The organism is Neolewinella sp., assembly GCF_965214665.1.
Lineage (GTDB): Bacteria > Bacteroidota > Bacteroidia > Chitinophagales > Saprospiraceae > Neolewinella.
In genome coordinates this window covers 583,755-610,639 of the sequence record NZ_OZ243970.1, presented here as the reverse complement: position 1 = coordinate 610,639, position 26,885 = coordinate 583,755, and the positions used below count along the sequence as shown (strand labels likewise).

Here is a 26,885-nt window from a genome sequence, read left to right as displayed (position 1 = left end):
TTATTTTGTTCGTTTCTCGCGAAGTACAAGTTGAGCGTCGTCGGCGCGCGCTACGTCCAGGTAGAACCGCCGGAAGTCGGCGTAGGCCTCGTGGGGCAATTCGGTGGGGAGCAGTTTGAGGGTACGAATCCACTGGACTCCGTCGTCCGTAGCCTGTATACGTGCGGTATATTCCCCACTGGGATGGCTGTAGTGTAAGGGCTCGCTGAACAGGCCACTTTCCACCTCCATGCCCTCGGGTAAATGCAGGTTGACGGTATCGACGTAGAAGCGTGTCGTGGTGGTCTGGATGGGCAGTTCCCGATTGTCATCCGCCGGGGGGATGTCATCGTAATCGAAGTAACTATTAATGGGCACGAACATGCGGGTGCCGAGGCTGCGGACGTAGTTATTGACCGTGGTAGCGTAGTGTATTTCGGCGCGGGGGGCTTGCGGGTCGACTACTAGGGTATAACCGCTGCCGGATACATCGGGCAGGTAGTTGCTACGGTGCAGCCAGTCAAGCTGGTCCTTGCGGCTGGGTAACTGATCCATGAGGCTCCGGAAAATTTCGTGGGCACCACCATAGTGCTGCGATTGCAGGGCGAGTTGGGTAGTGCCGTCCGCGGCAATGGTCACGTCTACCGTACGGGTGTAGCCGTTTTCGGTTGGCTCCAGGGCGGGGGTGTGGTGGAGCTCCCCGCCGGTCGGCGTAATCCAGAGCACGTTCCGGTCCTGCTTGCCCTCACCGAGGTAGCCCGTGGGTGCGTCGTGGCTGGTGCACTCCAAATACATATCCTGACTCGGTACGTAGAGCACCATGTGGTTGAAGGCGGAGGTGGTGAATGACTCCGTGACCGGATAGTCTTGCTTATCATCCCAATCAATCAGTACGGGGTAGGACGATATGCCTACGGTCTGGAGGATTGCCCCCATATAATTGCTGAGCGACTTGCAGTCCCCGAAGCGATTCTGCTCCACGTACTCGGCGGAGAAGGGCTGCCAGCCGCCGATTCCGAGTTGAATGCCCACGTAGCGCATCCGCTGCTGCATGAAGTGATAAAGCCGGTCGATCTTCTGGCGCTCGTCGTCCAGTCCGGCCACGGTTTCCCTGACCTCCTGCTCCAGGCGGGGCGGTAGCTGGTCGCGCCCCTCCATGATGGTCTGCATAAATTGTCCGAAGGCCTCCCAGCTCCGGAAGCTGCCCCGGTACCCCTCGATCTCGAAGTCGGCCAGGCCGAGGCGTAGGTAGGGTAAGGTAGCGGCTACCGGTGGTGCGTAGGGTTCGTCCTGCTGCGCGACCCGGTGCTGGACCTCCCAGCGGTAGGTGCGTTGCTTACCGTCGACCGTGACCGTAGGCTCGTTAAGTTTGTGTGGGGTATAAAGTAGTTCGTTGTCTAGGGGCAGACTGATGGTGAGCGCAGCGTGTACCAGCGCCTGCTCCCGCTGCTGCGGGGCCCAGGCCTGTAAGCTTCCCACGAAAGCCATATCACTGAGGCGTTGTTCTACCTCGTACACCACGGTGCAGGGGTAACTCGGGCAGGCCACGGTCACCTCCTGGTAGCGATTGTCATCGTAAAACGTGACCTGACTGTAGGCCTTGCGGTCTATGATGTCGCTTGATTTGGCCCGGTCGATCTGCTGGCCCAGGAAGTCGAAGGAGGCGGCGTCCAGTTTAGTGATTTTCGAGTCTTTACTATAAAAGACCCTTAGCACAGTGTCGTCACCGTGGTTTGCGTCGTGCAGGGTGATGACCCGGCGGGAGCTGACGATGGCCGAGCTGCGGTCGAGGACCTGAAAGTCCGTGGTGTATTCAAGCACGGTGCTGCTACCACTGCGTAGTGAGTCGGGAATATTTAGTGAGGTGGGTGCCAGTCTTTGGCCCTGTGTCGGTCCAGTAGTCATGGCAAATGCCCAGAGGAGCAGGATGGAGTAGAAGTGCTTCATTACTTCGCACGCTTCAGCACCACGGGCGCCCGCTGCAGCTCGATGATGCGGTGAAACATTTCGCGCAGCGGACCATATTCCTCGGCGGCAAAGAGGGTGCGGTCGAGCTGTACGGTGAAGTTGATGCTGAGAGTGCGCAGGGCGGCGTTTTCCTGGGTCGCGTAGGTGGCGACTAGGGTGCCATCGTCGGAGCGAAGGCGGATGGAAGCGGGTACCTCATCGACGACGTAGCCCTCGGGCAGGTTGATCTGCGCGATGTAGCGCTGCACCCAGGGGTAGGCGAAGTCAATGGGATAGAGCCGCTGGTCCACGTCGTCCAGCTCATCGTCAAGCATGGATAGTAGTACGGGCTGTACGTAGAGGTAGTCGTCGAGGGCCTGGCCGGCCGGGACGTCCATCTTCAGCGTGAGGGCGATCTGATCCTTGGTGGGATCGTCGTCGGTAGCCGTGACGCCCTCCAGGACCGTGGCCTCGGGGAACTGCTTGACGATATCGGCCACGAGGGGTCCGTCCTGGTTCTTTTCCATACCGCGCAGCTTGCTGCGGGTGGAGAAGGCGAAGTAGCTATCCATGCGGGCGGTCACCTCGGCGGTGGCCCGACCGCTTCCGTCTACGTCCAGCACCGCCATGGCCGTCTGGTGGGCGGGGGCCACGGTAAGGTCGACCCAGCGGGGGTTCTTTTCGTCGGCCACCCAGCCGCGGTGGTTAAGGGCATCAAAGCGGGGCAGGCCGGCCGGGCGATCGGGATCGTTGGCGTCGAGCAGTAGGGGCTTGCCGTCGACCTCGGTGTAGACCATCAGGTGGTCGAACTGATCGAGCATGGGGTAGCTCTCGATCGGCGAGCCCTGATCGCGTAAGGATACAAGCAGGGGGTAGGCCTCAATACCGGCCTCGTTGAGCAGGCTCAGCAGGGCAATGTTTAGGTCAGCGCTGTTGCCGCTGCCATCGGAATAGGTACTATTGGGGCTGGCGGAGGCGAGAATACGGTAGCGGCCGTTCCATGCGTAGTGGCCGATGACAAAACGGTAGGCGGCCTCGATGCGGGCACGGGTGTCATCGGTAGCTATGACGACGGGCTCGGCATCACGCCACAATTTGCTGTAATTGATCTTATTACGGTAGTAGCGGCCGAAGTCCTGCCGGTCCTGTAGGTCCTTAACCGTTTCTTCCCAGCTGCTGAACACGCTATTCTTAGGCCGGCCGGGATACTGTACGCCCCGCAACTGTAGGCGTGCCTTAGGCAGGTAGTCGACGAAGTTATTGGTGTAGGGTTGGTAGTCATAGGCCGCTATATCTTGCATGGCCCAGCGGATGCGGGTATGGTCGAGCTTATTGTTCGAGCTGTAGGCGCCACTGGAAAAGTTAGGGCCCCACTGCCGCTTCACGATTTCTGCCTCGTTGACCGTGTAACGCCCCGAGGCGCCAAGGCTCACGTAGTCGTAGTAAGCGGGAATCAGCGCCGTGTACTCCGCCCACCGCACGGGAATATCTTCCTGGAAGGTGTAGACCGTAGGGGTGAGGATACTTTTGGTCCGTTTGACGTACCGGTACTCAATCGTCACCCCCGGACTGAGGCGGGGAAAGGTGAAACTAATGATCTTGCGTAATCCCTCACCGTCCTGGGTGTTGATTTCGGCAGACGTCAGCGGAATGGAACCACCCTCGGCCAGGTGGACAAAACCCTCTACGTCACTGATCTCTACGTACTCCCGGTCAAACTCAAGCTTTACGTTGGCGCGTTCGTAAGCGGAGGGCTTGAAGAGTTTCACCCGGCGGTGAATTTTTTCGATCGTGCTGGGTCCCTGTACGTCGCTGTACTCAAAATCTAAATCGAGGTGGTCGTAGAGCACGTAGGCCTCAGCCGAGGAATCAGCAGGAAATACATTCAGGGCGCGGTCAGCATCAGATATACGGCCGAACTCAACGGGGCCGGTAGACTGTGCAGTAAGGGAGCAGGTGAGAAACAGCGCAAGCCAGAAAAGTCCGGCGAAGGGTGGGTGCATGGAAATATTTACGATTTAGCATAAGATGCTTGAATAGTGGGAACGTCACTCATTCAACGAGCCGATTTAGGGGGCGCGGTGAACTTTAACTAAATCCACGGCAGTAGTATATCCGATGAAGTTCGGACAAGTACCCAACCCCGCCGCCGTCGAGTTTCAGCTACCGGTGGAGCCGCTGGCTAACCGCGCCCGCCTGGACCGCTACGAGCTGGGTAGTGGTGAGGGCCGGCCAGCCATCTATCTCGGAGCTACCGGCTGGGGCATGAAGCAGTGGGTAGGCAAGTGGTACCCTACGGGAGCCAAGTCCGCTGACTTCCTACGCTACTACGGCGAGCAGTTCAATACCATCGAGCTTAATACAACCCACTACCGTATTCCCACTACGGAAACTATCGCCGAATGGTACGCGGCCGTGCCGGCCGATTTTCGCTTCTGCCCCAAGCTGCCCAAATCCATCAGCCACGTGAACGATCTGGGCGCGAGTGGTGATTCCGTCACCCGTTTCGTGGCCGCCCTCGACGGACTACAGGAAAAGATGGGCTGCGCCTTCATTCAGCTGCCGCCCTACTTCGGCAGCGACCGGCTACCGGTGGTGGAGCGCTTTCTGGACCGATGGCCGCGGCTGCTGCCCCTGGCGCTGGAGGTACGCCACGCGAGTTGGTTTGCCGATCCCTTCGCCACCGAGGCGCTGATGGATGCCCTGGCCGCCCGCGGCGTAGCGGCGGTGATCAGCGACGTGGCCGGACGGCGCGACGTGCTGCACGGCTACGTGACTGCGCCGCGCACGATGGTGCGTTTCGTGGGCAACGGACTGATCGACAGCGACTTCACCCGGCTGGCCGAGTGGGCCGAAAAGCTACGGGAGTGGAATCTACCGGAATCTTTTATCTTTCCCCACGAACCGGAGAACGTGCTGGCCCCGGAAGCCTCCGCCTGGCTGGCCGAGCATATTGCCTCCCTCGACTTTGCCCGCACCCGCGGCCCCGCCCCCCTGCGTGCCGGGCCCGAACAGATGAGTTTGTTTTAGCCCTAACCCTATGAAAGACTACCCGGCCATACCGCGCGACATTAGCTGGCTTGCCTTCAACCACCGGGTACTCCAGGAAGCCAAGGACGAAAGTCTGCCGCTGTTCGAGCGCATTAAATTTTTGGCCATCTACTCCTCGAACCTGGATGAGTTCTTCCGCGTACGGATGGCCAACCACCGTAACCTACTCAGGGTCAATAAGAAAACAAAGCGCGAGCTAGACATCAGCCCGAAGCAGACGGTGCGCACCATCCAGCGAATCGTGAACCGGCAACAGGAGGAATTTAGCCGCATCTTCGAGAAGAAGATTATCCCCCAGCTAGCCAAGCACAAGATCGTGCTGAAGCGGCGGCTGGATATGACGGAGGAGGACCAGGAGTACGTGCGCAACTACTTCCGCGAGTACATGCTGCCCTACGTGCAGCCCGTGCTGCTGATCAAGGACATGGTGCGCCCGTTCCTGAATAACGCCCAGCTGTACCTGTCGATCCTGATGCACGAAAAGGAGGGGAAGAACCGCGAGGCCTACGCCATCGTCAAGATTCCGAGCGACCACCTGCCGCGCTTCATCGAGCTGCCGAGTACCGATGGGGAGCATAACCTGATCATGCTCGACGACATCGTGCGGCACTCCGTGTCGTGGATGTTTCCGGGCTACGAGATCGAGGATACCTTCAGCATCAAACTGACGCGGGACGCGGAGCTCTACATCGACGATGAGTTTTCGGGCGACCTGCTGGCTAAGATCAAATCGAGCCTGAACCGACGCCACGTAGGCCCAGCCAGCCGCTTCGTCTACGACCGGACCATGCCGGATAGCCTGCGCGAGTACCTGCAGGAGACCTTCGAGCTGGACCGTTACGACATCCTCACCGAGGGGCGCTACCACAACAACTTCGACTTTTTCGGTTTTCCGACCTTCGGGATGACCAAGCTGCTTAATCCGCCGCAGCCCCCCCTGCCCTACCCCGCCCTGCAGGAGGCCGAGGACTACTGGGCGTCGATCCGCGAGCGCGACCACCTGCTGGTGTACCCCTACCACCAGTACGAGTCGGTGGTGCTTTTCTTCGAGCGGGCGGCCGAGGACCCACTGGTGAGCCACATCAAGATTGTACAGTACCGCGTAGCGCGCAAGTCGCGCATCATGCAAGCACTCATGCGGGCCGTGCGGCTGGGCAAGCAGGTCAGTGTGTTCATTGAGGTGAAGGCCCGCTTTGACGAGGAGGCCAACCTGCGCTGGGGCGAAAAGCTGGAGGAGGCCGGCGTACACGTGCACTATAGCTTCCCGGGCGTGAAGGTGCACTCCAAATTAGCGCTGGTACGCCGCGTAGAAAATGGAGAGGAGCAGCTCTATAACTACCTGAGCACCGGCAACTTCCACGAGGACACTGCCAAAGTCTATAGTGACTTCGGCCTGTTTACGGCCGACGAGCGACTGACCAGCGAGGTGGCCCGCATTTTTAGCTTTCTGGAGAACGTGATGATCCCCGAGCAGCCCTTTCAGCACCTACTGGTGGGGCAGTTCAATCTGCGTAGCGGCCTGGAGGACCTCATCGACTTCGAGATTGCCGAGGCCGGGGCCGGCAGACCCGCCGCCATGACGCTGAAGATGAATAGCCTACAGGACATGGCGATGATCGACCGCCTCTACGCAGCCAGCGACGCCGGGGTGCGGATCAACCTGATCATCCGTGGCATCTGCGTGCTCGTGCCGGGGCGGAAGGGCTACAGCGAAAACATCCATGGCGTGAGTATTGTGGACCGCTACCTGGAGCACGCCCGGGTCTTCCACTTCCACCACGCGGGCGAAGAACTGGTGTACCTCTCCTCGGCCGATTTCATGACGCGCAACCTGAGCCACCGAGTTGAAACTACCTTTCCGATTTACGACGAGGAGATCAAGGACCGCATTCTGGAGATCCTTGACGTCCAGCTAGCCGATAACGTCAAGGCACGCCTACTGAGCGATCAGCAGGGAAATAGCTACTACCGGGGGGGCAGTGATCTGAGCATTCGGAGCCAGAAGGAGATCTATCACCTGATCAAGCGGAGTCTGGTGGCGGAGCAGTTGGAGTTGGAGGAGTAGGCCGGCTACCGCGCATGTATAGTCCCCCCCCGCTCCCGCAAACTCTCCCCCACCCGCCCGCGAAACACTGTGATGATCTCGGCCACCGCCGCCGCAGCAATCTCCTCCGGCGTCTCGGCACCGATGTCCAGGCCAATGGGCGTATAGAGGTTTTCATAGTCTAAGAGGCGCAGAGCGGTGGCCTGACGCAGCTCGGCATCCATCTTAAGGGCGCGTTTGCGGGGACCGAGTAGGCCCAGGTAGGCCGGGCGCTGCGGTAGAAAGTGCTCCACCATCGCGCGGTCGCGTACGAAGTCATGTGACATGCAGGCCACGGCCGTAAAGTCATCTACCCGTAGGCGGCTCACCTCACCATAGTCGTACAGCCCATCCACTAGGGCGGCCAGGGCGGTGGAAAACTTGCGCTTACGACCGATCACGTGAATGCGCCAGCCAAGGTAGTGGGCCGTAGTGACCATCGGCAGCACGTCGTAGTTGTCGCCCACCACGATCAGGCGTAGCTCCGGACGCAGCACCTCGAAGAGCCGTTCGATTAGTTGTCCGTCGTCATCCGTAATCGCCTGTACCTCGGAGCGACCGCGCACCAGCTGCACGAAGCCGAGCGGCACTTCGCTCAGCGCGCCGGTCAGCGACTGTCCCGGAGGGGCGGTTACGGTTTGTACCAGCAGCAGCGGACGCCGCGTTTCCATCCGCGCGCGCAGGACCTCCACCTGGTTAGTCGGATCGGTAAAGTCTAGCGGTACGAAGAGCACCTCAATCCGCCCGTTGCAACCCAGGCCGATACCGATCTCCCGGTCCTCGCCCTCTAGCGTGTCGTAGACGCGCTTCGACGGGGCCCCGGCGTGGATGGACCGTTGCGCCCGCCGCAGCGCATCCCCCTCCAGGCAGCCGCCGCTGATGCCGCCGGTGTAGCGCCCATCGGCCCCCACCAGTAATCGCGCGCCGATACGGCGATAGGACGAGCCCTCAATGCGGACCACCGTGGCTAGCGCACAGGCCGTGTCGGTAGCGCGAAAGCGATCGTAAAGCGCAACGATGTTTCTAATCTCCTTCATAGCGCCGACGGTAGTCCTGCGGAGTATCCAGGTCGAAAAAGGGTACAGCGGGTTGCACCAGGCGTACCCGTTCTCCCTGTCCGGCAAGGTAGGTACCCGCCCCGGCCTCTCCGGTGAGCGCAAGCAGGTCCACTAGGTTATCGGCTGGAAATAGGGCCGGTACGCCAGGCTTGTTAGGGTAGGCGGTAGCGATGATGTGCTGCGGATACTGCCGGTGGGCGGTGACCAGACGTTGCAGATAGGCCGTGTCTACCTGGGGTTGATCCACAAGCATGAAAAGCAGAGGCACGAGTTGTTGGTGCGTAGCCATTACGGCCTCTACACCACACCGAATACTTGCAGTCATCCCCTCCGCAAACCGCTCATTGATGGTAGTACACACGGCGGTCCCGGCTAGGTGATTGCGCAGCCGTTCGTGGTGCGCTCCAAGCACGACGTACACCGTAGCGTTCAGTCCCCGGGCCTGCTCCACGGCATGACGGAGTAACGTAGTCCCCTTCCAGGGCAGGAGCTGTTTAGGCCGGCCCATACGGCTTGATCGCCCGGCGGCCAGGACCACTACGGCTAGGTAGTGCATGAACTAGTGAATTTCAATCTGGGTGATGGCCGTCGTGGGGTCTATATCCGTCCGCGCCGGATCATACTGATTATTTGCCAGGTTTAAGCCGTAACGCAGCGCACCCTGGGTCACGTATATAAGTGATGTGTCGGCCCCCCTTTGCACCTCCACCTCCCCTAGGCGCTCTACCAGTTCGGCGTAGCTATTGCCAACGCGAATGCCATCTTCGGTCACCACGTCGGGTGAGGTAATGACGATGTAGTCGATACGCTCGCCGTCGTCGGCCTCCGTGTATAGATAGCCGAGCTCCTCATCGTTACGACCTACGATCTGATGGACTGGCCTTCCGCCCTTGTCACCTGACGACCTATCGGCCCGCAGCAGGCCGCTAAAGTCGGCAGTGGCCGCCCCCGGTCGCATGTCCAGAAAACTACCGTCGCCAATCTCGTAGGGGTCATCGGCGTCGACATCGTAGATGGCGGTATTGCCGGCGTTGGGATTTTCTACGGGGCGGGTCTCGGGGGTGGTCGGCGGGCGGTCGCTACAGGCAAACATCATACTTAGCAGGAGGGGCAGTACGTACTTCATACCTCGGTAACAGGGGGGCGGGGCCGCAGGTGCAATCCCCACCGAATAAGCACCGCTGCGGCAACGCTAAGGGTGATGGGTTCTTACGACTCACCTATGAAGACTCAGGATTTGTGTGAGCTCACGTAACTGAAGATCTCGCGTACCACTTTGCGCTTGATTTCCCGCTGCCGCGGCCGGTCGAGGCTTTTGAGGCGAAACTGAAACTTGAGCTCCATGTAATCTTTCTTCACCTCCACGATCTTCAGCAGGTAGCTACTTTCCTCGATGGTATCGGCGTAGCTGCTTACGCTCTGCTTCAGCTCCGCCTCAAGCACGTCAACGTTCTTGATCGCCTTGAGGTCCATCTCGAAGTCAATACTCATCAGACGCACGTCACGCCGCGTGTAGTTGATGATCTCGTTGGAGTAGACCTTGCCGTTGGGTAGGATCACTACGTCGTCGTTGTCGTTAAATATCTTCACCTTCAGCAGTCCGATATCCGCTACCCGCCCCTTGTAGGTGTAGAACTTCACGTAGTCACCCACCTCAAACACATCGGTAAAGCTGTAGTAAATGCCCACGATCAGATCGTTCACGAAATCCTTTGAGACAATGGCAATCGCCGCCGCCACGATGCTCAGGGAGGTAAACAGAGTACGGAAGTCGATGCCAATCAGGGAGAAGATCGTAAAGACCACCACAGCGGCCAGCAGTAGCTTGCGGATGTTCTCTACCCCGTACACGAAGTTCTTGGCCCCCCGTCGCTTGGCGTAGTTCTGCCGGCGGTACAGCCACTTGACGAACCGCGTCAGTACGTTGAGCACCGCCACCGTCATGGCAAAGTACAGCAGCACCCGCCAGAACTCCGGCCGGCCCATCTGCCACAGTAAGCGGTCGTCGAACTGAATGATGTACAATCCCCCGAATAAGATGAGCAGCTCGAAGCCCGCCAGGGCCAGGCTACCGACTGCCGAACGATCCTTCATTACCTAGGCCCGCCAGCGTTTAAACGTGTTGATGAGACCGTTGGTGGAGCTATCGTGGCTACTGACCTCCTCGTTACCCTTCAGCTCCGGCAGAATGGCCTTCGCCAGTTGCTTACCGAGCTCCACGCCCCACTGGTCGAAGCTGTAGATATTCCAAATCACCCCCTGTACAAAAATCTTGTGCTCGTAAAGGGCAATCAATTGCCCCAGCGTATAGGGCGTAATCTCCTTGACCAGGATGCTATTCGTAGGCTGATTGCCATCGAAGACCTTGAAGGGGACCAACTTAGCCATTTCCTCCTCACTCAGTCCGTCTGCCTCTAGTTCCTCCTCGACCTGTGCGGCGGTCTTTCCGTTCATCAGCGCCTCGGTCTGGGCGAAGAAGTTACTCAGTAGAATGGCGTGGTGGTCCCCCAGGGGATTGTGCGAGATCGCAGGTGCAATGAAGTCGCAGGGGATCACCCGCGTGCCCTGGTGAATGAGCTGGTAGAAGGCGTGCTGCCCATTGGTGCCGGGTTCCCCCCAGATAATGGGACCGGTGTCGTAGTCCTCGATGGGCTCTCCGTCCCGATCTACGCTCTTGCCGTTGCTTTCCATGTTACCCTGCTGGAAGTAGGCCGGAAAGCGGTGCATGTACTGGTCGTAGGGGAGAATGGCCTCCGTCTCGGCATCGAAGAAGTTGGTGTACCAGATGCCGATCAGCGCCAGCTTCGCCGGTAGGTTGTCCTGTAGCGGGGTGCGCCGGAAGTGCTCGTCCATACTGCGCAGGCCGTCGAGTAGCTCGGCAAACCGGTCGAAGCCAATGGTGAGGGCGATGCTCATGCCGATACTCGAAGAGAGACTGTAGCGACCTCCGACCCAGTCCCAGAAGCCGAACATGTTGTCTTCCGCAATACCGAAATCCTTTACCCCCTCGGCGTTGGTGGAAAGCGCCACGAAGTGCTTAGCCACATCCTGCTGCTGCCCCCCCTGGTCCAGGAACCACTGCCGGGCACTGCGGGCATTGGTCATCGTCTCCTGGGTCGTGAAGGTCTTGGAGGCGACTAAAAAGAGCGTGGTCTCGGGATCGACCTGCTTGAGTACCTCCACGAGGTGGGTGCCGTCGATATTGGAAACGAAGTAGACCTCGCGGCCCGCGATCCAGTACGGTTTGAGGGCCTCCGTGACCATGACGGGCCCTAGGTCGGAGCCCCCGATACCGATATTGACCACCTGAGTGAGGGGTTTACCCGTGTAGCCCGTATGCGTTCCGTCGTGTATGCGACCGGCGAAGGATTGCATTCGGTCGAGCACCGCATTGATCTCGGGCATCACATCCTGTCCATCGACCAGTATTTCCTCCCCACCCCGGTTACGTAGTGCTACGTGCAACACGGCCCTGCCCTCGGTGCCGTTGATCGTCTCGCCGGTAAACATCTTTTCGGTGGCGGCCTTGACCCCGCACTCCTCGGCTAGCTTCAGCAGTAAATCGAGGGTTTCCTGCGAGATGATGTTCTTCGAGTAGTCGACCAGTATATCTTCAAATTGCTGGGAAAAGTGCTGGAAGCGCTGCGGGTCCTGGGCAAAAAGGTCTTTCATGTGACGCTCCTTCATTTCGTGAGCGTGCACGTCCAGTTCTTTCCAGGCCAGGGTGGTCGTAGGGTTCAGATTACTCAGCATGGCGGTCGGTTTTTAGGGTACCATAAGGCATAGATACACGGGCAGCGGCGATATGTGCGGCCAAAACCCGGTCGAATTAGCGGGTGGGGAAGGAAAAGCGAACATAGATCGGCGAACCCTGTTATATCGGCACAATACACACCGGGCTATTGCACTGCCCGCCTTAGCTTTTCTCTACAAAACCATCAACGATGAAATCTAATTTATTCACCCTCCTAGCCTGCCTTGTGGTGATGCTGCTTATGCCAGTGACCGTTTCCGCGCAGGACGATATGGAGCAAGACCAAACGATCGTGCAACTCGCCAGCGAGAACAACGATCTGACGATTCTAGTCGCCGCGCTCAACGCCGCCGATCTCACCAGCACCCTCGAGGGCGATGGCCCCTTTACTGTCTTCGCCCCGACCGACGAGGCATTCCGGGCACTGCCTGAGGAAGTTTTCCAGGCACTACTGAAGGCGGAAAACCGTCAGGCACTCATCGACATCCTGAAGTATCACGTAGCTGATGGCAAACTTGCCGCAGGCGATGTCACCACCGCCATCGAAGGTGAAACCAGTGGGGAGTACATGGCCGGTACAATGAACGGCGATTTCACCACCAGTCTGTCGGATGGTAACGTCACGCTCACCGATGCCAAGGGCAACAATGCCAACGTCACCCAGGCCGACATCATGGCCAGCAACGGGGTCATTCACCTCATTGACGCCGTCCTTCTTCCCGAGAACGTCGACGTGGATGCGCTGATCGGCGACAACGCCGAAGAAGTAGAGCCCGAGCTCGGCGCGGTTGATAACGCTAACGGCGTCCGTCGCCCCGCTGACGAACCGACCAACGAAATGATTGCCGAGGGCGAGGAAATGCGCCAGCAAGCTGCCGAAATGGGCCAGGAAGGTCAGGAGGCCGGACAGGCGCTCGAAGAAGGTATGACCGAAGCCGGACAGGAGGTACGTGAAGCTGGTTCCGAAATGGGTCAGGAAATGACTGAGGCCGGACAGCAAACCACCGAAGCCGCTCAGGAGGCCGGACAGGCTATTGAAGAAGGCGTTACCGAAGCTGGGCAAGAAGTCCGGGAGGCCGGTTCTGAAATGGGCCAGGAAATGACCGAAGCCACTCAGGAGCCCTACGAGACCACTCAGGAAGCCGGACAGGCCATCGAAGAAGGTATGACCGAGGCCGGACAGGAGGTTCAGGAAGCTGGCTCCGAAATGGGTCAGGAAATGACTGAAGCCACTCAGGAGCCCTACGAAACCACCCAGGAAGCCGGACAGGCCATCGAAGAAGGTATGACCGAGGCCGGACAGGAAGTCCGGGAAGCTGGCTCCGAAATGGGTCAGGAAATGAATGAGACCGCTCAGGACGTACGCCGCACCACCCAGGAGGTAGGCAGTGACGTAACCCAGCAGAATCAGGAAATGAGCGAATCGGTCAACAACACCGACATGACTACGATGGACGCCGACAATATGGGTAACACCACGCGTCGTAGCACCGGTGCTGATAACAACACAATCGTAGACGTAGCCGCCGCTAACACGGATTTCCGTACGCTGATCAACGCCGTTGAGACTGCCGAACTGGAAGACGTGCTCGCCAGCGATGGAGAGTTCACCGTATTTGCTCCCACCGAGGCTGCCTTCGGTAAACTACCTTCCGGCACCGTCGAGGGACTGAACAAGGAAGACCTGACTGGCGTACTGACCTACCACGTCATCGCTTCTAAGATTTCCGCCGCTGACCTAATGAAGGCCATCGAGGCCAACAACGGTTACTTCCGTATCCAGACCATGGGCGGCAACAGCCTAGTGGCTTCCATGCAGGATGGCAACGTCATTCTCACCGACGGGGACGGTAACGTAGCTACCATTACTGACACTGATATAGAAGCCAGCAACGGCGTGATCCACGTGATCGACACCGTCATGATGCCTAAAATGGCCATGAAGGCAGGCGATAATATGGAGTCTGGCAACTAAGCCACTTCTAGTCCAGGCTTTTTAGCGAACAGGCCACTACCCGACCGGGTGGTGGCCTGTTCGCTTTTGGGGGATGACTTACCTTGGCGGACTATCAGTCCCCCTCAATGATGCGCTCGCTTACCATTATTTTCCTGCTCCACCTAGTTTGCACCAGCGTACGCGCCCAAATTTTTGATGCCGGAGAGCGCCTACAGGGTTACCGACAACGCATACAGCTACAGGAGCAGTCCCCCCTACGAGGGTTGAATTTTACGAGTATCGGACCCAGTATCATGAGTGGCCGGGTGGCGGACGTAGCCGTTGACCCGGATGATCCGACGCATTTTTACGTGGGTTACGCAAGTGGGGGCCTCTGGGAGACGCAGGACAACGGTACGACCTTCACCCCGCTATTTGACGACCAGGCCGTGATGACGATCGGCGATATCGACGTGCACTGGCCGAGCGGTAAGATCTATGTGGGCACCGGGGAAGTCAATAGCAGTCGTAGCTCCTACGCGGGAAACGGCATGTACAGCAGCAGCGACGGCGGCAAAACCTGGACCCATCTGGGCCTGGACGAAACCCACCACATCGGTCGCGTACTCGTAGACAGCCGTGATCCGAACACGGTGTGGGTAGCTGCGCTCGGACACCTGTACGGTCCTAACCCGGAGCGGGGCGTGTACCGCTCCACCGACGGCGGTAAGAGCTGGTCGCATACCCTACAGATCAACGATAGCACCGGCGTGGTGGACCTGGTGCGGGATCCCCGCCGCCCCCAGGAGCTGTTCGCGGCGGCCTGGCAGCGGGAGCGCAAGGCGTGGGATTTCCGCGAGAGTGGCCCCGGCTCGGGGGTATACCATAGTAGTGACGGTGGTAAAAGCTGGGAGTTAGTGACGACCGAGCAGAGCGGGTTTCCTACCGGGCAGGGAGCTGGCCGGATCGGACTGGCGGTGAGCTACGACCCGGCCGGTAAGCGCGTGGTGTACGCCAGCATCGATAATTACGGTACCCGGGAGCCGGCGGACGATGACGAGGAGGTACTGACCAAAACCCAGCTACGCGACATGCCCAAGGAGGACCTGCTACGACTGGAAACCTATTTGCTCGAGGACTTCCTGCGCAGCAATGACTTTCCCACGGAACTCGATGCCAAGACCGTACGCACGCGCGTTGAGTCCGGCGACCTCTCTCCGCTCCAACTGGTGGAGTACCTGGAGGATGCTAATGCTGCACTGTTTGATGTGGAGATCAAGGGCTTCGAACTGTACCGTAGCACCGACGGCAAGAAGTGGACGCGTACCCACTCCGACTACATCGACGATGTTTACTACAGTTACGGTTACTACTTCGGCCAGCTGGCCGTTCACCCCGAGGACCCCGAGATCGTGTATGCTCTAGGGATGCCGATCATTAAGTCAGTCGACGGGGGTAAAACGTGGTCAGGAGCAAATGGGGATAACGTACACGCCGATCACCACTCCATGTGGATCAATCCCAACCGGCCCGACCACCTCATCAATGGCAACGACGGGGGCGTCAACATCAGCTACGACGGTGGCGAACACTGGATAAAGTGCAACGTACCGCCGGTGGGCCAGTTCTACGCCGTGGCTGCCGACGATCACCCGGACGGCTACCGCGTCTACGGCGGTTTACAGGACAACGGGAGCTGGCGTGGACCGCACGACTACGAGCCCGGTTCGGGTTGGCAGCAGGACGGGGACTACCCCTACGATATGCTCTTCGGCGGCGACGGTATGCAGGTGCAGGTCGATCCCCGCGACCACGAGACGGTCTACGTCGGTTTTCAGTTCGGCAATTACTACCGGCTCAACCCGAAGGAGAGTAGCCGCACCTATATCACCCCCAAGCACACGCTCGGCCAGCGGCCCTACCGCTGGAACTGGCAGACACCGATCCTGATCAGCCCCCACCAGCCGGATATTTTCTACATGGGCTCCAACCACTTTCACCGCAGCTTCAACCGCGGCGATGACTTCAAAACCCTCGGCGGTGACCTTACCGGCGGCGGCCGGCGGGGCGATGTAGCCTTTGGTACGCTGACGACCATCACCGAGAGCCCGCGGCAGTTTGGCTTACTCTACGTGGGCAGCGACGACGGCCTCGTGCACCGTAGCGCGGACGGCGGCCAGAACTGGGAGCGCCTCCGTGGTTTTCCGGATAGTCTGTGGGTATCCCGCCTAGAAGCCAGCCACCATGATGACAACACCGTCTACCTGGCCCTTAATGGCTACCGGGACGATGACTTTGCCAGCTACGTTTACCGAAGCACTGACCGGGGCGCTAGCTGGCAGCCCATCGGCGGAGATCTACCCGCCGAGCCGGTTAACATCCTCAAGGAGGATCCCGCCAACGCCGCCCTGCTCTACGTGGGCACCGATCACGGACTGTACGTGAGCATGGACACCGGGGCCACCTTCACCGCCGTCACGGAGCTACCGGCCGTGGCCGTACACGACGTGGTCGTACAGCCTTCCGCCAAGGACCTCATCGTCGGCACCCACGGCCGCAGCCTCTACCGCGCCAACGTCGGTCTGCTGCAGCAGATTGCCGGTCAGACGGAGCCTGGGTTAGTACTAAGCGACATCCCCACCCAGCGCTACTCGAGCCGCTACGGCAGCCACAGCTGGTTCAGCGATCAGACCACTCCGGAGGTTACGTTCCAGGCATACCACCCAGCCGGGACCGCAGGTGCAACGCTCCTGGTAAAGGCGCAGGACGGTACGGAGCTCTATTCCCGGCAGGTCGAGCTACTCCCCGGCATCAATACCCTCACCTACGACCTCAGCTTCGATGAAAAGCAGACCGACAAGATGGAGGAGCTGGCGAACAAAGACCGGAAGGAAGATGCCGGACCGGTCAGGATTAAGGCGGCGGATAATGGGGTGTATTATCTACGGCCGGGTACCTATACGCTGGTTCTGGAGGCGGGAGCGGATGTGGTGCAACGGGAATTTGAGGTCAAGTGACCGACTAGCCTGCGGCGTGTATGGCGGAGAAATCTTTCCGCCCCCGACCGGACTGTCTGGCGCGACCGTAGATCTCCCGGGCCACAGCGGCTAGTGGCAGCGGCTGGCCGGTAGTGTAGGCGGTCTCCACGAGCAGGTTCAGATCCTTATGGACAAGTTCGAGGGGAAACGAGGCATCGGTATAATCCTCACTTTGCATCCGCGCTACTTTACTGGCCACGAAGGGGGCAATAACCGGAGCCTTAGGCAGCGCCTCCAGTAGGAAGCCGCGATCAAGTCCCATTGCTACTCCGAGCCGCACCGCTTCGGAGAATACCAGCATGGACTCGGCAAGCATACCGTTGATGAGAATTTTATAGGCGGCTCCGCGATCATAGGCTTCACCAAGGTGTAGAATGACACTACTGTAGGTATCCAGCACCGGCCGTACCTGCTCCAGTACGTCCGCGGGTCCACCAACAAAGACGGCTAGGGATCCGGCCTCGGCGGGCTCGCGCGTTCCTCCTACGGGTACGCTAAGGAAACGCAGCCCCCGTTGCTCAGCTTCCTAAGCCGAGCGTAGTGCGAAGGCGGGGCTGACCGTGGTGGAGTCCGCCCAGATAGAATGGGCGGGCACCTGGCTGTTGCGCTAACAAATTTCGTATGGCTTCGGGGCCAGTAGGAAGTAGGTCCGAGTCGTAAGCAAATGATCCATTGCTCTTATCGGCCGTATCGTCACTGGGATTGATCCCCCGCCCCGTGAAGAAAACAAGGTCTGCGCAGAAGGCTTGTCCGGCTGCCGGTAGTAGATCAGTCACGGTGTAAAGTCCACGGCGTAGGAGCATGGCCTGTCCGGCGTGGACGTGGTATGCGTGACCTTCCTCGGTGATGATATGCTGCCTGCCCGCCCTGACGATGGATAGGACGTGGAGTTTGGTGTAGCTGGGGCGTTCGTGCTGGGGTTTGGTGAGGCGTTTGGTTAAAACTACACAGTCAGCGCCCTGGTGGTGGACGCTGACTGTGGATAGGATAAGGAGGCGGTGGGGGACGGTGATCACCTAGTGAAGGTAAGCATTCCTTTAGCGCAGCCAGAGGCTGCATTTTGCTGGCGCTGCCGGAGGCAGCATTGTACTGGTACCCCGCAGGCAGCACGGTGCTACGGCTTCAGCACTACTTTGATGCAACCATCTTCCTTATCGCGGAACTTCTGGTACATTATCGGGGCATTTTCCAGGGGCTCGACGTGGGTGATGAGGAAGCTGGGGTCGATCTCGTTTTTCTGAATCTTGTCAAGTAGGGGCTGGAGGTAACGCTGCACGTGGGTCTGTCCCATCTTGAAGGTGAGGCCCTTGTTCATGGCCGCGCCCATGGGTATGGTGGCGGTGGAACCGTACACACCGGGAATAGAAAGCGTGCCCCCCTTACGGCAGGACATAATGGCTTGCTGGAGCACATAAGGATGATCGCTCTGCATATGGGCCGTTTGCTTGAGCTTGTCGGCGGCTACGGAGACCATATTGGAGGCGTGGGACTCGGCGCCTACGGCGTCGATGCAGCGGTCGGGACCCCGGCCATTGGTCATCTCTTTGAGTCGCTCGAGGACGTCCTCGGTAGAAAAGTCAATGGTCTCTACGTTGCAGTGCTCGCGGGCCATTTGTAGGCGTTCCGGTACCTGATCGATGGCGATGACGCGTCCGGCACCCATCATCCAGGCGCTTTTCATGCTGAACAAACCTACCGGGCCGCAGCCCCAAATGGCTACCGTGTCACCGGCGACGATCTGGGCGTTCTCGGCGGCCATGTAGCCAGTGGGAAAGATATCGGAGAGGAAGAGCACCTTTTCGTCGGCCAGGTCGGACTCGATCTTAATGGTGCCCAGATCGGCGTAGGGCACGCGTAGGTATTCGGCCTGTCCGCCGGGGATGCCACCCAGCAGGTGGCTATATCCGTAGACGGCGGCGGGAGAGTGCCCCATCTGCGCCTCGGCGTTCTCCGGCTTCGGATTAGAATTGTCGCACATAGAGTACAGCGTCTGCTCGCAGAACCAGCACTGTCCGCAGCTAATCGTGAAGGACACCACGACTCGGTCCCCCTTTTTAATATTCTTTACCTCGGAGCCTACCTCCTCCACGATACCCATTGGCTCGTGACCGATAATATCCCCTGCTTTCATCATGGCGATGTAGCCATCGTATAGGTGGAGGTCGGAGCCGCAGATGGCGGTGGAGGTGATGCGAATGATCGCATCGGTGGGCTTCTCAATTTTGGGGTCGGGGTGGGTGTCGACGCGTACGTCGCCCTGCCCGTGGTAGGTCAATGCTCTCATGTAACGGTTTTATTACTATACCGTAGCGGGAGAGCAGGGTTCGGTCGTGTGCAGTGTTATCGACCGACCTACTAAAAGGGGTAGCCAAAGCCAATGACGACCCGGAGCGATTTATCGACTGGATCACCGGGGTACTTTTCCGGGATACGGAAACTAGTCACGATTTCCTCGTAGGGAATTTGGAACGGCATGGCTAGATCGAGGCGAAAGATGAGAAAGGTGAGGTCGAACCGAAAGCCGATACCGGCATCCATGGCCAGCTCATTGATAAAGTTCTTCTGCCGGAAGTCCGTATCCAGCGGCTCGAGTTCGGTCTTGTAGGTCCAAACGTTACCCGCATCGATGAAGGCCGCCACTTCGATCAGGGAGGTGACCTTCTGCCGTAGCTCCACGCTCGATTCCAGCATTAGGTTACCGTAGCCGCCGAGGGTCAGTAGGTTGTTGTTTACAGGTGCAGTACGACCCGGCCCTAATTCCCGGGGGTAGAAGCCCCGGAGACTATTCGGCCCGCCAATGCTGTAGAGGTCGAAGTAGGGAACAATGGCGCGGTCGGAAATCGGGAAGGCCACCCCGCCGTGAATGCGACTGGCCAGGGTCAGGCTACGGCTAAACCGCCAGTAGTGGCGTAGATCAGTTTCCAGCTGGGGGTATAGGCTGCGTACGGTCTCGGCGTCCTCCAGTCCCGGTCCGATGGGGAAGACGTTATTGATGTTCATCGACAGGTACTGCTGCCAGAACAGATTGTGGGTATCCTCCCCATCGAGCCGGGTGTCGTACGTCAGGGTGTAGTTAGGGGAGTAGACCACCATGCGGTCGAAGCGGCTCGTTTGCGCCTCCCCCTCGCCGGTCCCGCTGACGCCAAGACTACGGGCGATTTCGAGCACTTCGTCGTTGCTGATCACCGGGTTCTGCACCCGTATGTCAAGGGGGTTGAGCAGGTGGATTTTCTTGATGCGGCGCTGCCAGGTGTAGCCGTACTGGGCCCGGAGTTGGAGTAGACTTACCCGCTCGGTGGCATCTGGATTGGTTTCTAAAATTTCGGCCAGTCCATTAAGCCCCTGTAGGGTGATTTCCTGGGTGAATTTATTGAGCGTCAGCGAGAGGCTTTCCACCTTTGCTCCTAGACTAATTACGGTACCGCTTGACATGACTCGTGGGATCAACTTTCGCCGCTTCGGTAGCCACAGGCGGGGCACGTTGAGGGTGGCGGTGAGTCCGTAAGTCCCGGAGGTGGGTACGCGAATCTGGTCTCGATTGCCTAAGAAAACAGCGTAGCTGAAGTCTCCTTCCAGCTTGAACAGCTCCGCTCCCTGCAGTAGATTGCGGTTGGTGTAGGCCAGCCGTACGTTGGGCCCTACGTACTGCGCGCTATTATAGGTGAGGCCAAGTTCGCCCTCAATGCGCCGTCTGAGTAGGGGCTCCATAAAGGCGTTTAGCACCAGCGTAGAATCTGAGCCGGGTATCTCTTCATAATCCAAACTGATATAGCGAAAGGTATTATAGCTGGCTAGTCGCCGCAGGGTCTTGCGGTGCCGCTCAGGATTGTAGAGATCGCCGGCCTCCATGGCAAAGGCCTCGTCGATGATGCTGGGGCGCAGCGGACAGTCGACGCAGCGGACATTCACCCCGCCTATCTGAGTGAGGGGAAGGCGATCAAGCCTCGCGGTATCTCCTACGTCAAAATTGGGGTACACGTTGATGGCCGTGATTCGCTGCGGGATCAGGTGCTCGCGCGGAACGTCCGTTTTAAGCTTGGCTAGCAGAGCCACCTTGTGGTCGCCGGTCACGGTATCGGCGAGAAACAGAAAGTCGTCGTCACTGGCGTAGAAATAGCCGTTATCCTTCAGGGCCTGCCGCCAGCGCTGCCGCTCCGCCTTTACGGCATCCAGATCATAGCGGTCACCGGGTTGGATGGCTGAGGTAGGCTTGATGCTATCGAGGAGTGCCGCTACGGCCGTGTCGCGCCAAAAATACTGGGTGGAATCTATGGTGTAGGGCTCGCCGACGGTGACTGTATACTTAGCGATAATCTCCGGCGGATCCTGGACCGTATCTAGGGTGTAGCTCGCACTGTTGGTGAAGTAGCCGTTGTTGCTGGCGCGGTTTTCGAGTAGGTTATTGACCGATTCCACCACCGTTTCCTCAAAGAAAATGGGTTTCTCACCCTTTATCTCATCGGGATCGTCCGCGTACTTCTCCGGCTTAGCACGCTTTTTCTCCTCGAATTTATAGTAGCGCCAGATGTTGCGGTAGCCGATCAGGGGCAGCTTGGCGTTGGTGGTCTGGTTAAGGGTAGCGAGCAGCTCGGTTTCGAGTTGCTCGGTGTCGATGCTGTCGGCCGCCACTACCTCTAGGCTGCTGCCCTGGTAAAGGTACTCGTCGGGGGGCAGGTACTCCGTCACCTTACAGCCGAGGCTGGATACGACGAGGAGCACCAGGAGGAGGCGCAGTGGACTCATCATTGGCTTTTCTTGTTGCTCCACCCAAAGGAATTAAAGTCTTTGTTGAAGGTGAGGCGGCCCCCGAAGCGCACGACGTTACCCCCCACCAAGACGTCCCGGTCCCGGTCGTTAAAGAACTTTAGCCGGAACGTACCGTCGTCGTTGATTAAGTACTCGGCGGTGATGTTGTCCAGGTAGGTCTGGCCGGTGCCCGCCGCATCGTCCGCATCGTTGCCCGCCACGCCGTCTACACTGATCACCACCCGGTCGTCAAATAGCGTTTTACGCAGACTCACCCTGAGGTTAGTATTGGTGGTGCCATCGCTATCCTGATAACTGTCGAGACCAAAGTCCAAATCGACGAAACCGACGTACTGGTTAGCCAGGTTGTTGAGGTAGCCACCGACGGCGTTATTTAGTGTGGTGTTGGCCAGACTGGTACCGTCGCCGCCCCCCTGATCCACAAGGGGAATGTTGAACCCCCCGAAGGCGAGCAGGCGGAAGGTCGTTTCCGTGAGTCGACTGTCGTCCTGGCGCAGACTAGCCAGGGCATCGTCGATCGTACTCAGCCCCAGGTTGCCGTAGGCGTCCTCGGGGTATTCCACGTTGGTGGTCAGATTGCTCGAATTGAGCTCGCCGTTGAGCCCGATGACGACGTAAAAGGTTTGCTTGCGGCGCAGCGTACCGGCATCCCCCGTGCCCTTACCTAGCGTACCCTCTACGAGCGGCAGTGCCGAGGTACGCACTTCGTGGCGGATGGTCAGGTCCAGCGTAGGGTTTTCAATTTCCCCGTTGAACACCACGCTGCTACCCGGTACCACCTGGAACTCCTTGTTGATGACCTGGTAAATGAAGTCGTACTGCCCCTCCACCAGCTCCACCCGTCCGGTGGCCGTCTGACTCCCATCGGGGGCAATCTGTAGGGTAATATTTCCCTGCGCCCGCCCCACAAAGGTCTGGCCGGTGGTAGGATCCACGACTACGGTCACTTGCAGATTAGGGTCCACTTCGAGGTTGAGGGTCAGGTCAAGCCCCGTACGGCTGACCCTCAGGGTATCGTCGGCCATCAGTTGGGTATCCCGGCGGATGATATCCGCCCACTGGTAACGCTCCTCAAATTCGATGATGCCCTCATTGTCGACAAATCCAGCACTCGGCACGGTGTAGACGTAGGTGATATCCGAGCCTTCGTTAGTGGTAGCGTCTACTACGATGACGGGCAGGGTGGCAGTACCGCCGATCTCGACCCGGGCATCAACGGACATGTAGCCGTAGTAGTCCGGGTTGTCGTCGTCCGTGGAATTGATGGTCACGAAGTCATCGGCCACGACGAGCATGTCGAGGTCGATGTCCGTCAGGTCATTGAGCAGGATGCTACCGGTCAGGGTAGCGTCACCACCCTTACTGTCGTAGATACTTAGACCGTTCGTGAAGGTGATACGCTGCCCCGTAAAGGTGATCGGGTTGGTACCCATACGAAAGCGTTCGCCGAGTAGGCTGATCACCAGGCTGGCATCCTGAAAGGCGAGACTACCGTTTATGCGTGGAGCTTCAATCGTACCGGTGACGTCGAGTTGACCGGCGATGTATCCCTCCGTATTCTGGAGGTAACCGAGACTGAAGGGCTCGGCGCTAGCGATCATCAGGCGGTTCACGTCTAGATTGATGTCCATGGGTCCGTTAAGGGCGTAGGTACCCGTCACGGCTAGGTCGTTGCCGGCTTCCTCCAGACCGATGTCTAGCTTATAGGTCTGCTCGTCGGTCGTCGTGACATCAGCGGTTAGGTCGCCGATGAGGGTGCCGGTCCAGGAGAGACTGTCAACGGTAAGATTGGTGTGAATCCCCAGATTAGTCATCACGTTATCCAGGCCCACGGTACCGTTGAGGGTACCCCCGGCCACCTCCTCCTCGGAAAACACGAGTCGACTAGGAGTGCTAAGCTCGAAGTCATCGAAGGTCACCTCGACCTGGTTGGGCTCGGTGGTCTTGGCAAGCAGCGCCTGCGATCCGTGGCGTAGGCTGAAGTTATTAATGAGCAAATTGGGGCCGGCCAGAGCAATGACGTTCGAGGCCGGCACCGTCCATACATCGAAGTTTAGGATCTGCTCCTCCTCTAGGCTCACCGTGAGACTATCGCCGGTCTGGTCGATGTAGGCGCCCAGGTAGTGGCGCAGGCTGTCCTGCGGGGTGTAAAGTTTGAGCTCCACGAGCAGCTCGTCATTAACGGTCTCGCCCGAAATCACGGTACGGCCCAGCTCGATCTGCGAATTATAACTTACGTCCGCCCAGTTGGCGTTAAAGTTGAGGGCCACGGTATCCCCGATGGCCTTGAAATTGAGGTCACGTGTTGCGAGCCCCGCAAACTCTAGTTCCTTCAGGTCAAGGTTGAAGAGAAATTCCGGAGCGGCATCGCGGTAGAGCAGCGACATACTCATGGGAGAAAGCTGCGTCAGTCCGTTGATTAGTCCGCCCGTAAGTACCTGCGGTCGTTTCAGCTTAAAGGTCATATCCAGGGAGTTACCGTCCTCCACGGGCTCCGGACGATCCATTGTCTCGTCCACGTAGCCCACCAGAAACTCCACCATTTTCTGCGGCGTTTTCAGGGGATCGAAAAAACCGACCACATCGCCATCCATCACGTCAGAGCGCAGGTAGATTTCATTGTCCCACTGGTGCATGGCCGCCGTTAGCAGCAGACTATCGACAAAACTGCTACCGTCTTGCCCCCGCAGAATGAAATCATCCAGTCGCAGGAAGGCATCCAGGTCATAGGGGTCGATGCCCTCGCTGCGTGCCACCAGCGAGCCCTCCACATCGAGGCGTTGTTCGGTGATATCCCACTGCCTGAGCTCCAGGTGGTCGACGTCCACCCTAGCCTCCACGAACACCGTGCTGTCAGCGTTGATGATGTACCGACCGCTACCGTTGGCCAGGAAGGCCGGGTGGAGTATATCGAACTCCGCCGAGTAACGGCTATCCGTGACCAGAGCGGTCAGATTGACTAGGGAGTCCCCGTCATTCTCGGCCACGAAAGCGCTGAGGGACAAGTTCATACTCGGTTCCAGTTGACCGGTCACCTGAGCGCGTAGATCGACCGGCCCCAGCCCGATGGTCTCCAGCGTGTCACGGAAGCCCCCGGTGAAGAAGTCCGGGATGCGTACGTTGGTCAGCAAGGCGGTTACATTGGTATACTCCGGATTGTAGATGCCCTCCAGGTTCCAGTCGCCATTCGTAGTCTGTACGGGCACGGAAAAGGTCAGGTCCGTAAGGGAGCCGGATACCCGCGCGTTCTGAATCCGCAGACTGGGAATATTAACGTTGGCCGGCAGCAGGCTATCCGGTAGGATGGCCCGTACGTCCGCGATGTTGATGCCCAGGTCACTAATCTCCATATTCAGCGCCAGGTTGTCCACGTCCAGGGCATTGCGCACGTTACCGTTGATACGGGCGTAGGTACTATCGCCCGGCAGGCTGAGCCGCAGGTTAACATCCAGATTGTCCATCGGTCCGGTCACCGACCCGCTACCGCGCAGGAAGTCCGGAATCCGGTAATCCTCGGGAATTGAGCCTGGCGGTACGTAGGCTAGTATAGTAGCCTTGGTGGCGAGTAACGTATCCAGGTCGACGTTAAGTCGGGTATTGGGGTAGGCCTTGACGCCATTGATAACACCGCTGGTGCGTACGCGGCTGTTAAGCCCATTGCCGAATACCCGATTTTCCAGGGCGTATAGATCGAGCTCCAGCCGGTCGTTGTTGTAACTGGCCGTACCCTCGGCCACGATACGCTTAGGCCAGTCGATGTCGGGAGGCAGGGTGCCGGCCGGCAGTAGGGGCAGTAGCGGACCTGGGGTCAGGCTGAGCTCCCGCAGCACCAGCCGCCCCCCTACCCGATCGGGATCGAGCACGTTATGCGCCCGTCCGCTGGCTCGCACCTTGATGCCCGGCCCGTCGATCTGTATGCTGCCGATGTCCAGCTGGGCTACCGTACCATCGGCCCGCACCGAAAAGTCGATCTGCTGGGCCAGGTTGCTGCGAATGACCCGTTCGGTTGCCAGCTCCGGAGCCAGTAGGGCGATATCTTTCACTCCGATATGACCGTCAAGCTGCGCCCGGGCAACGAGCTCATCGAGGTTGGCAGCGGCGAAATCGTATTTAACCGCGGTATTATCACTCCGTAACTCGCTATTGTTGGTACGCAGTAGAAAGCCCTGCAGGCCGAGGAAGGTAGGATCGTACTCCACGACCCCCTCCGTGCGCAGGATTGCCAGACCACTGCGCTCCGTGGCACTGAGTTGGCGCAGGTTGAGGTGAAGCGAGTCTACAATGTAGGCGATGTCGGTAGCCTCGGCCTCTACCTCACGCAGCGCCAAATGGTTAAAATCAATCCCCGGCCCCTCCACTGCCGGCGCGGGAGTGTCCATGCTCAGCGCGAACTGCCGCAGTTGAAACAGCTGCCCGTTGAAGGCGATGCTATCTCCCAGCACCAGGTCGGCGCCTTCGAGATTCACGTAGGGGAGCTCGGTGGCTAGATCCAGACTATCCATCGCTAGTCCCAACCGGGTGTCCGAGATCGTGACCCGACCGGCCGCCAGGTTGATCGGAGCCGTAGTCGTGGCCGTCGTGTCGACCGGAGTGCTCGACTCTCCCAGCCCAATCTGTGCCACGGTCCCGTCCAGCTCCAGGTAGTCGATATCAAAGTTCATGGTATTGAGATCGACCTGGTTGATCTCTCCCCCGAGGTGGTTGGCCGTAACGTCCGCGCGCAGTCCGGCCGGATCGTCCTGGTAGTAGATATCAGCTCGATCCAGGGTTAGCGTAGCCCCCTCCAGGTCGATGAGCCAGCCACCGGAGCTACTGGCCACCGAATCGGCCTGGGGCGAATCCTTCACCGCCAGGGTATCTACCGGGGCCAGGGCGTCGAGCAGAAAACTGATGTTACTCGTAGAGTCAGTGGTCACCACGTTGGCGTAAATATCCTCGATCTCTACGGCGTTGATCGATACGGTAGACCGTACCAGGCCCCACATATCCAGCCCCACCCCCAGGTGACCTAGGCGGGCAATGGTATCGCCGGCGGGGTTATTGACGTATACGTCGTTGATGTCGATTCGGGAGGGAAACTTTAGGGACAGTTCACCTATGCCGACATCGGTACCCAGGCTCGTACGGGCGATCTTTTCGACCTGCTGGGTGATAGTGCGCTGCACGAAGGGCAGTTGAATAAGAAGGAAGAAAAGTACCACCAGCCCGAGGAGGGAGACGACGAACCAAAAAATAAACCGACCGATTTTCTTCGCTGTACTATTGGCCAAAG

General features: G+C 58.9%; 16 protein-coding genes and 1 pseudogene. 4 read left to right on the top strand and 13 right to left on the bottom strand.

Annotated elements, in window-relative coordinates:
- Window positions 1-1,926, bottom strand: coding sequence for a DUF3857 domain-containing protein (locus tag ACOOHD_RS02875; protein WP_420460056.1), 1,926 nt, complete (start codon window positions 1,924-1,926; stop codon window positions 1-3).
- Window positions 1,926-3,929, bottom strand: a complete 2,004-nt coding sequence (locus tag ACOOHD_RS02870) for a DUF3857 domain-containing protein (protein WP_420460055.1) — start codon at window positions 3,927-3,929, stop codon at window positions 1,926-1,928. Before ACOOHD_RS02870 ends, ACOOHD_RS02875 begins: the two co-directional genes overlap by 1 nt.
- Window positions 3,930-4,044: 115 nt before the next feature.
- On the opposite strand from ACOOHD_RS02870, the gene ACOOHD_RS02865 reads away from it, so the two are divergent.
- Entirely contained in the window at window positions 4,045-4,956 is a 912-nt protein-coding gene (locus ACOOHD_RS02865) for a DUF72 domain-containing protein (protein WP_420460054.1), read from the top strand.
- A 10-nt stretch (window positions 4,957-4,966) separates the two neighbouring features.
- Window positions 4,967-7,042, top strand: a complete 2,076-nt coding sequence (gene ppk1, locus ACOOHD_RS02860; protein ID WP_420460053.1) for a polyphosphate kinase 1 — start codon at window positions 4,967-4,969, stop codon at window positions 7,040-7,042.
- 5 nt (window positions 7,043-7,047) lie between these two features.
- On the opposite strand, the gene ACOOHD_RS02855 is transcribed toward ppk1, so the two are convergent.
- The 5 genes from ACOOHD_RS02855 to pgi form a co-directional block, all read right to left on the bottom strand.
- The gene (locus tag ACOOHD_RS02855) at window positions 7,048-8,097 is read right to left on the bottom strand and encodes an XdhC family protein (protein WP_420460052.1); all 1,050 of its coding nucleotides are present in this window, start codon (window positions 8,095-8,097) and stop codon (window positions 7,048-7,050) included.
- Window positions 8,084-8,674, bottom strand: a complete 591-nt coding sequence (locus tag ACOOHD_RS02850) for a nucleotidyltransferase family protein (protein WP_420460051.1) — start codon at window positions 8,672-8,674, stop codon at window positions 8,084-8,086. The genes ACOOHD_RS02855 and ACOOHD_RS02850 overlap by 14 nt, the downstream gene beginning before the upstream one ends.
- A gap of 3 nt (window positions 8,675-8,677) precedes the next feature.
- The gene (locus ACOOHD_RS02845; RefSeq protein WP_420460050.1) at window positions 8,678-9,244 is read right to left on the bottom strand and encodes a hypothetical protein; all 567 of its coding nucleotides are present in this window, start codon (window positions 9,242-9,244) and stop codon (window positions 8,678-8,680) included.
- Between the two features lie 104 nt (window positions 9,245-9,348).
- Window positions 9,349-10,212: a mechanosensitive ion channel family protein gene (locus ACOOHD_RS02840; protein WP_420460049.1), complete on the bottom strand. Its 864-nt coding sequence runs from the start codon at window positions 10,210-10,212 to the stop codon at window positions 9,349-9,351.
- Window positions 10,213-10,215: 3 nt separating this feature from the next.
- Complete coding sequence (pgi, locus tag ACOOHD_RS02835) at window positions 10,216-11,871, bottom strand: glucose-6-phosphate isomerase (protein WP_420460048.1); 1,656 nt, start codon at window positions 11,869-11,871, stop codon at window positions 10,216-10,218.
- A 191-nt stretch (window positions 11,872-12,062) separates the two neighbouring features.
- On the opposite strand from pgi, the gene ACOOHD_RS02830 reads away from it, so the two are divergent.
- Both ACOOHD_RS02830 and ACOOHD_RS02825 read left to right on the top strand, forming a co-directional pair.
- Window positions 12,063-13,847 carry a fasciclin domain-containing protein gene (locus tag ACOOHD_RS02830; RefSeq protein WP_420460047.1) on the top strand — a complete coding sequence of 595 codons (1,785 nt, stop codon included), beginning with the start codon at window positions 12,063-12,065 and terminating at the stop codon, window positions 13,845-13,847.
- Window positions 13,848-13,954: 107 nt separating this feature from the next.
- Complete coding sequence (locus ACOOHD_RS02825) at window positions 13,955-16,825, top strand: WD40/YVTN/BNR-like repeat-containing protein (protein ID WP_420460046.1); 2,871 nt, start codon at window positions 13,955-13,957, stop codon at window positions 16,823-16,825.
- A gap of 4 nt (window positions 16,826-16,829) precedes the next feature.
- On the opposite strand, the gene ACOOHD_RS02820 is transcribed toward ACOOHD_RS02825, so the two are convergent.
- The 6 genes and pseudogenes from ACOOHD_RS02820 to ACOOHD_RS02795 all read right to left on the bottom strand — a co-directional run bounded on the left by ACOOHD_RS02820 (window position 16,830) and on the right by ACOOHD_RS02795 (window position 26,883).
- Complete coding sequence (locus ACOOHD_RS02820; RefSeq protein WP_420460045.1) at window positions 16,830-17,246, bottom strand: NAD-binding protein; 417 nt, start codon at window positions 17,244-17,246, stop codon at window positions 16,830-16,832.
- Window positions 17,247-17,267: 21 nt separating this feature from the next.
- Window positions 17,268-17,354, bottom strand: a pseudogene (locus ACOOHD_RS02815) (NAD(P)-binding domain-containing protein); the annotation flags it as partial.
- Between the two features lie 10 nt (window positions 17,355-17,364).
- Complete coding sequence (locus tag ACOOHD_RS02810; protein WP_420460044.1) at window positions 17,365-17,862, bottom strand: hypothetical protein; 498 nt, start codon at window positions 17,860-17,862, stop codon at window positions 17,365-17,367.
- A 98-nt stretch (window positions 17,863-17,960) separates the two neighbouring features.
- Window positions 17,961-19,130 carry a zinc-dependent alcohol dehydrogenase gene (locus ACOOHD_RS02805; RefSeq protein WP_420460043.1) on the bottom strand — a complete coding sequence of 390 codons (1,170 nt, stop codon included), beginning with the start codon at window positions 19,128-19,130 and terminating at the stop codon, window positions 17,961-17,963.
- 71 nt (window positions 19,131-19,201) lie between these two features.
- Window positions 19,202-21,613, bottom strand: coding sequence for a BamA/TamA family outer membrane protein (locus ACOOHD_RS02800; protein ID WP_420460042.1), 2,412 nt, complete (start codon window positions 21,611-21,613; stop codon window positions 19,202-19,204).
- Window positions 21,589-26,883 carry a translocation/assembly module TamB domain-containing protein gene (locus ACOOHD_RS02795; protein WP_420460041.1) on the bottom strand — a complete coding sequence of 1,765 codons (5,295 nt, stop codon included), beginning with the start codon at window positions 26,881-26,883 and terminating at the stop codon, window positions 21,589-21,591. The genes ACOOHD_RS02800 and ACOOHD_RS02795 overlap by 25 nt, the downstream gene beginning before the upstream one ends.
- Window positions 26,884-26,885: the final 2 nt, after the last annotated feature.

Bases quoted from the DNA above. Each gene is read 5' to 3' on its own strand.
- ACOOHD_RS02875 (WP_420460056.1), bottom strand. From the start codon at position 1,926: ATGAAGCACTTCTACTCCATCCTGCTCCTCTGGGCATTTGCCATGACT.
- ACOOHD_RS02870 (WP_420460055.1), bottom strand. From the start codon at position 3,929: ATGCACCCACCCTTCGCCGGACTTTTCTGGCTTGCGCTGTTTCTCACC.
- ACOOHD_RS02865 (WP_420460054.1), top strand. From the start codon at position 4,045: ATGAAGTTCGGACAAGTACCCAACCCCGCCGCCGTCGAGTTTCAGCTA.
- ppk1 (WP_420460053.1), top strand. From the start codon at position 4,967: ATGAAAGACTACCCGGCCATACCGCGCGACATTAGCTGGCTTGCCTTC.
- ACOOHD_RS02855 (WP_420460052.1), bottom strand. From the start codon at position 8,097: ATGAAGGAGATTAGAAACATCGTTGCGCTTTACGATCGCTTTCGCGCT.
- ACOOHD_RS02850 (WP_420460051.1), bottom strand. From the start codon at position 8,674: ATGCACTACCTAGCCGTAGTGGTCCTGGCCGCCGGGCGATCAAGCCGT.
- ACOOHD_RS02845 (WP_420460050.1), bottom strand. From the start codon at position 9,244: ATGAAGTACGTACTGCCCCTCCTGCTAAGTATGATGTTTGCCTGTAGC.
- ACOOHD_RS02840 (WP_420460049.1), bottom strand. From the start codon at position 10,212: ATGAAGGATCGTTCGGCAGTCGGTAGCCTGGCCCTGGCGGGCTTCGAG.
- pgi (WP_420460048.1), bottom strand. From the start codon at position 11,871: ATGCTGAGTAATCTGAACCCTACGACCACCCTGGCCTGGAAAGAACTG.
- ACOOHD_RS02830 (WP_420460047.1), top strand. From the start codon at position 12,063: ATGAAATCTAATTTATTCACCCTCCTAGCCTGCCTTGTGGTGATGCTG.
- ACOOHD_RS02825 (WP_420460046.1), top strand. From the start codon at position 13,955: ATGATGCGCTCGCTTACCATTATTTTCCTGCTCCACCTAGTTTGCACC.
- ACOOHD_RS02805 (WP_420460043.1), bottom strand. From the start codon at position 19,130: ATGAGAGCATTGACCTACCACGGGCAGGGCGACGTACGCGTCGACACC.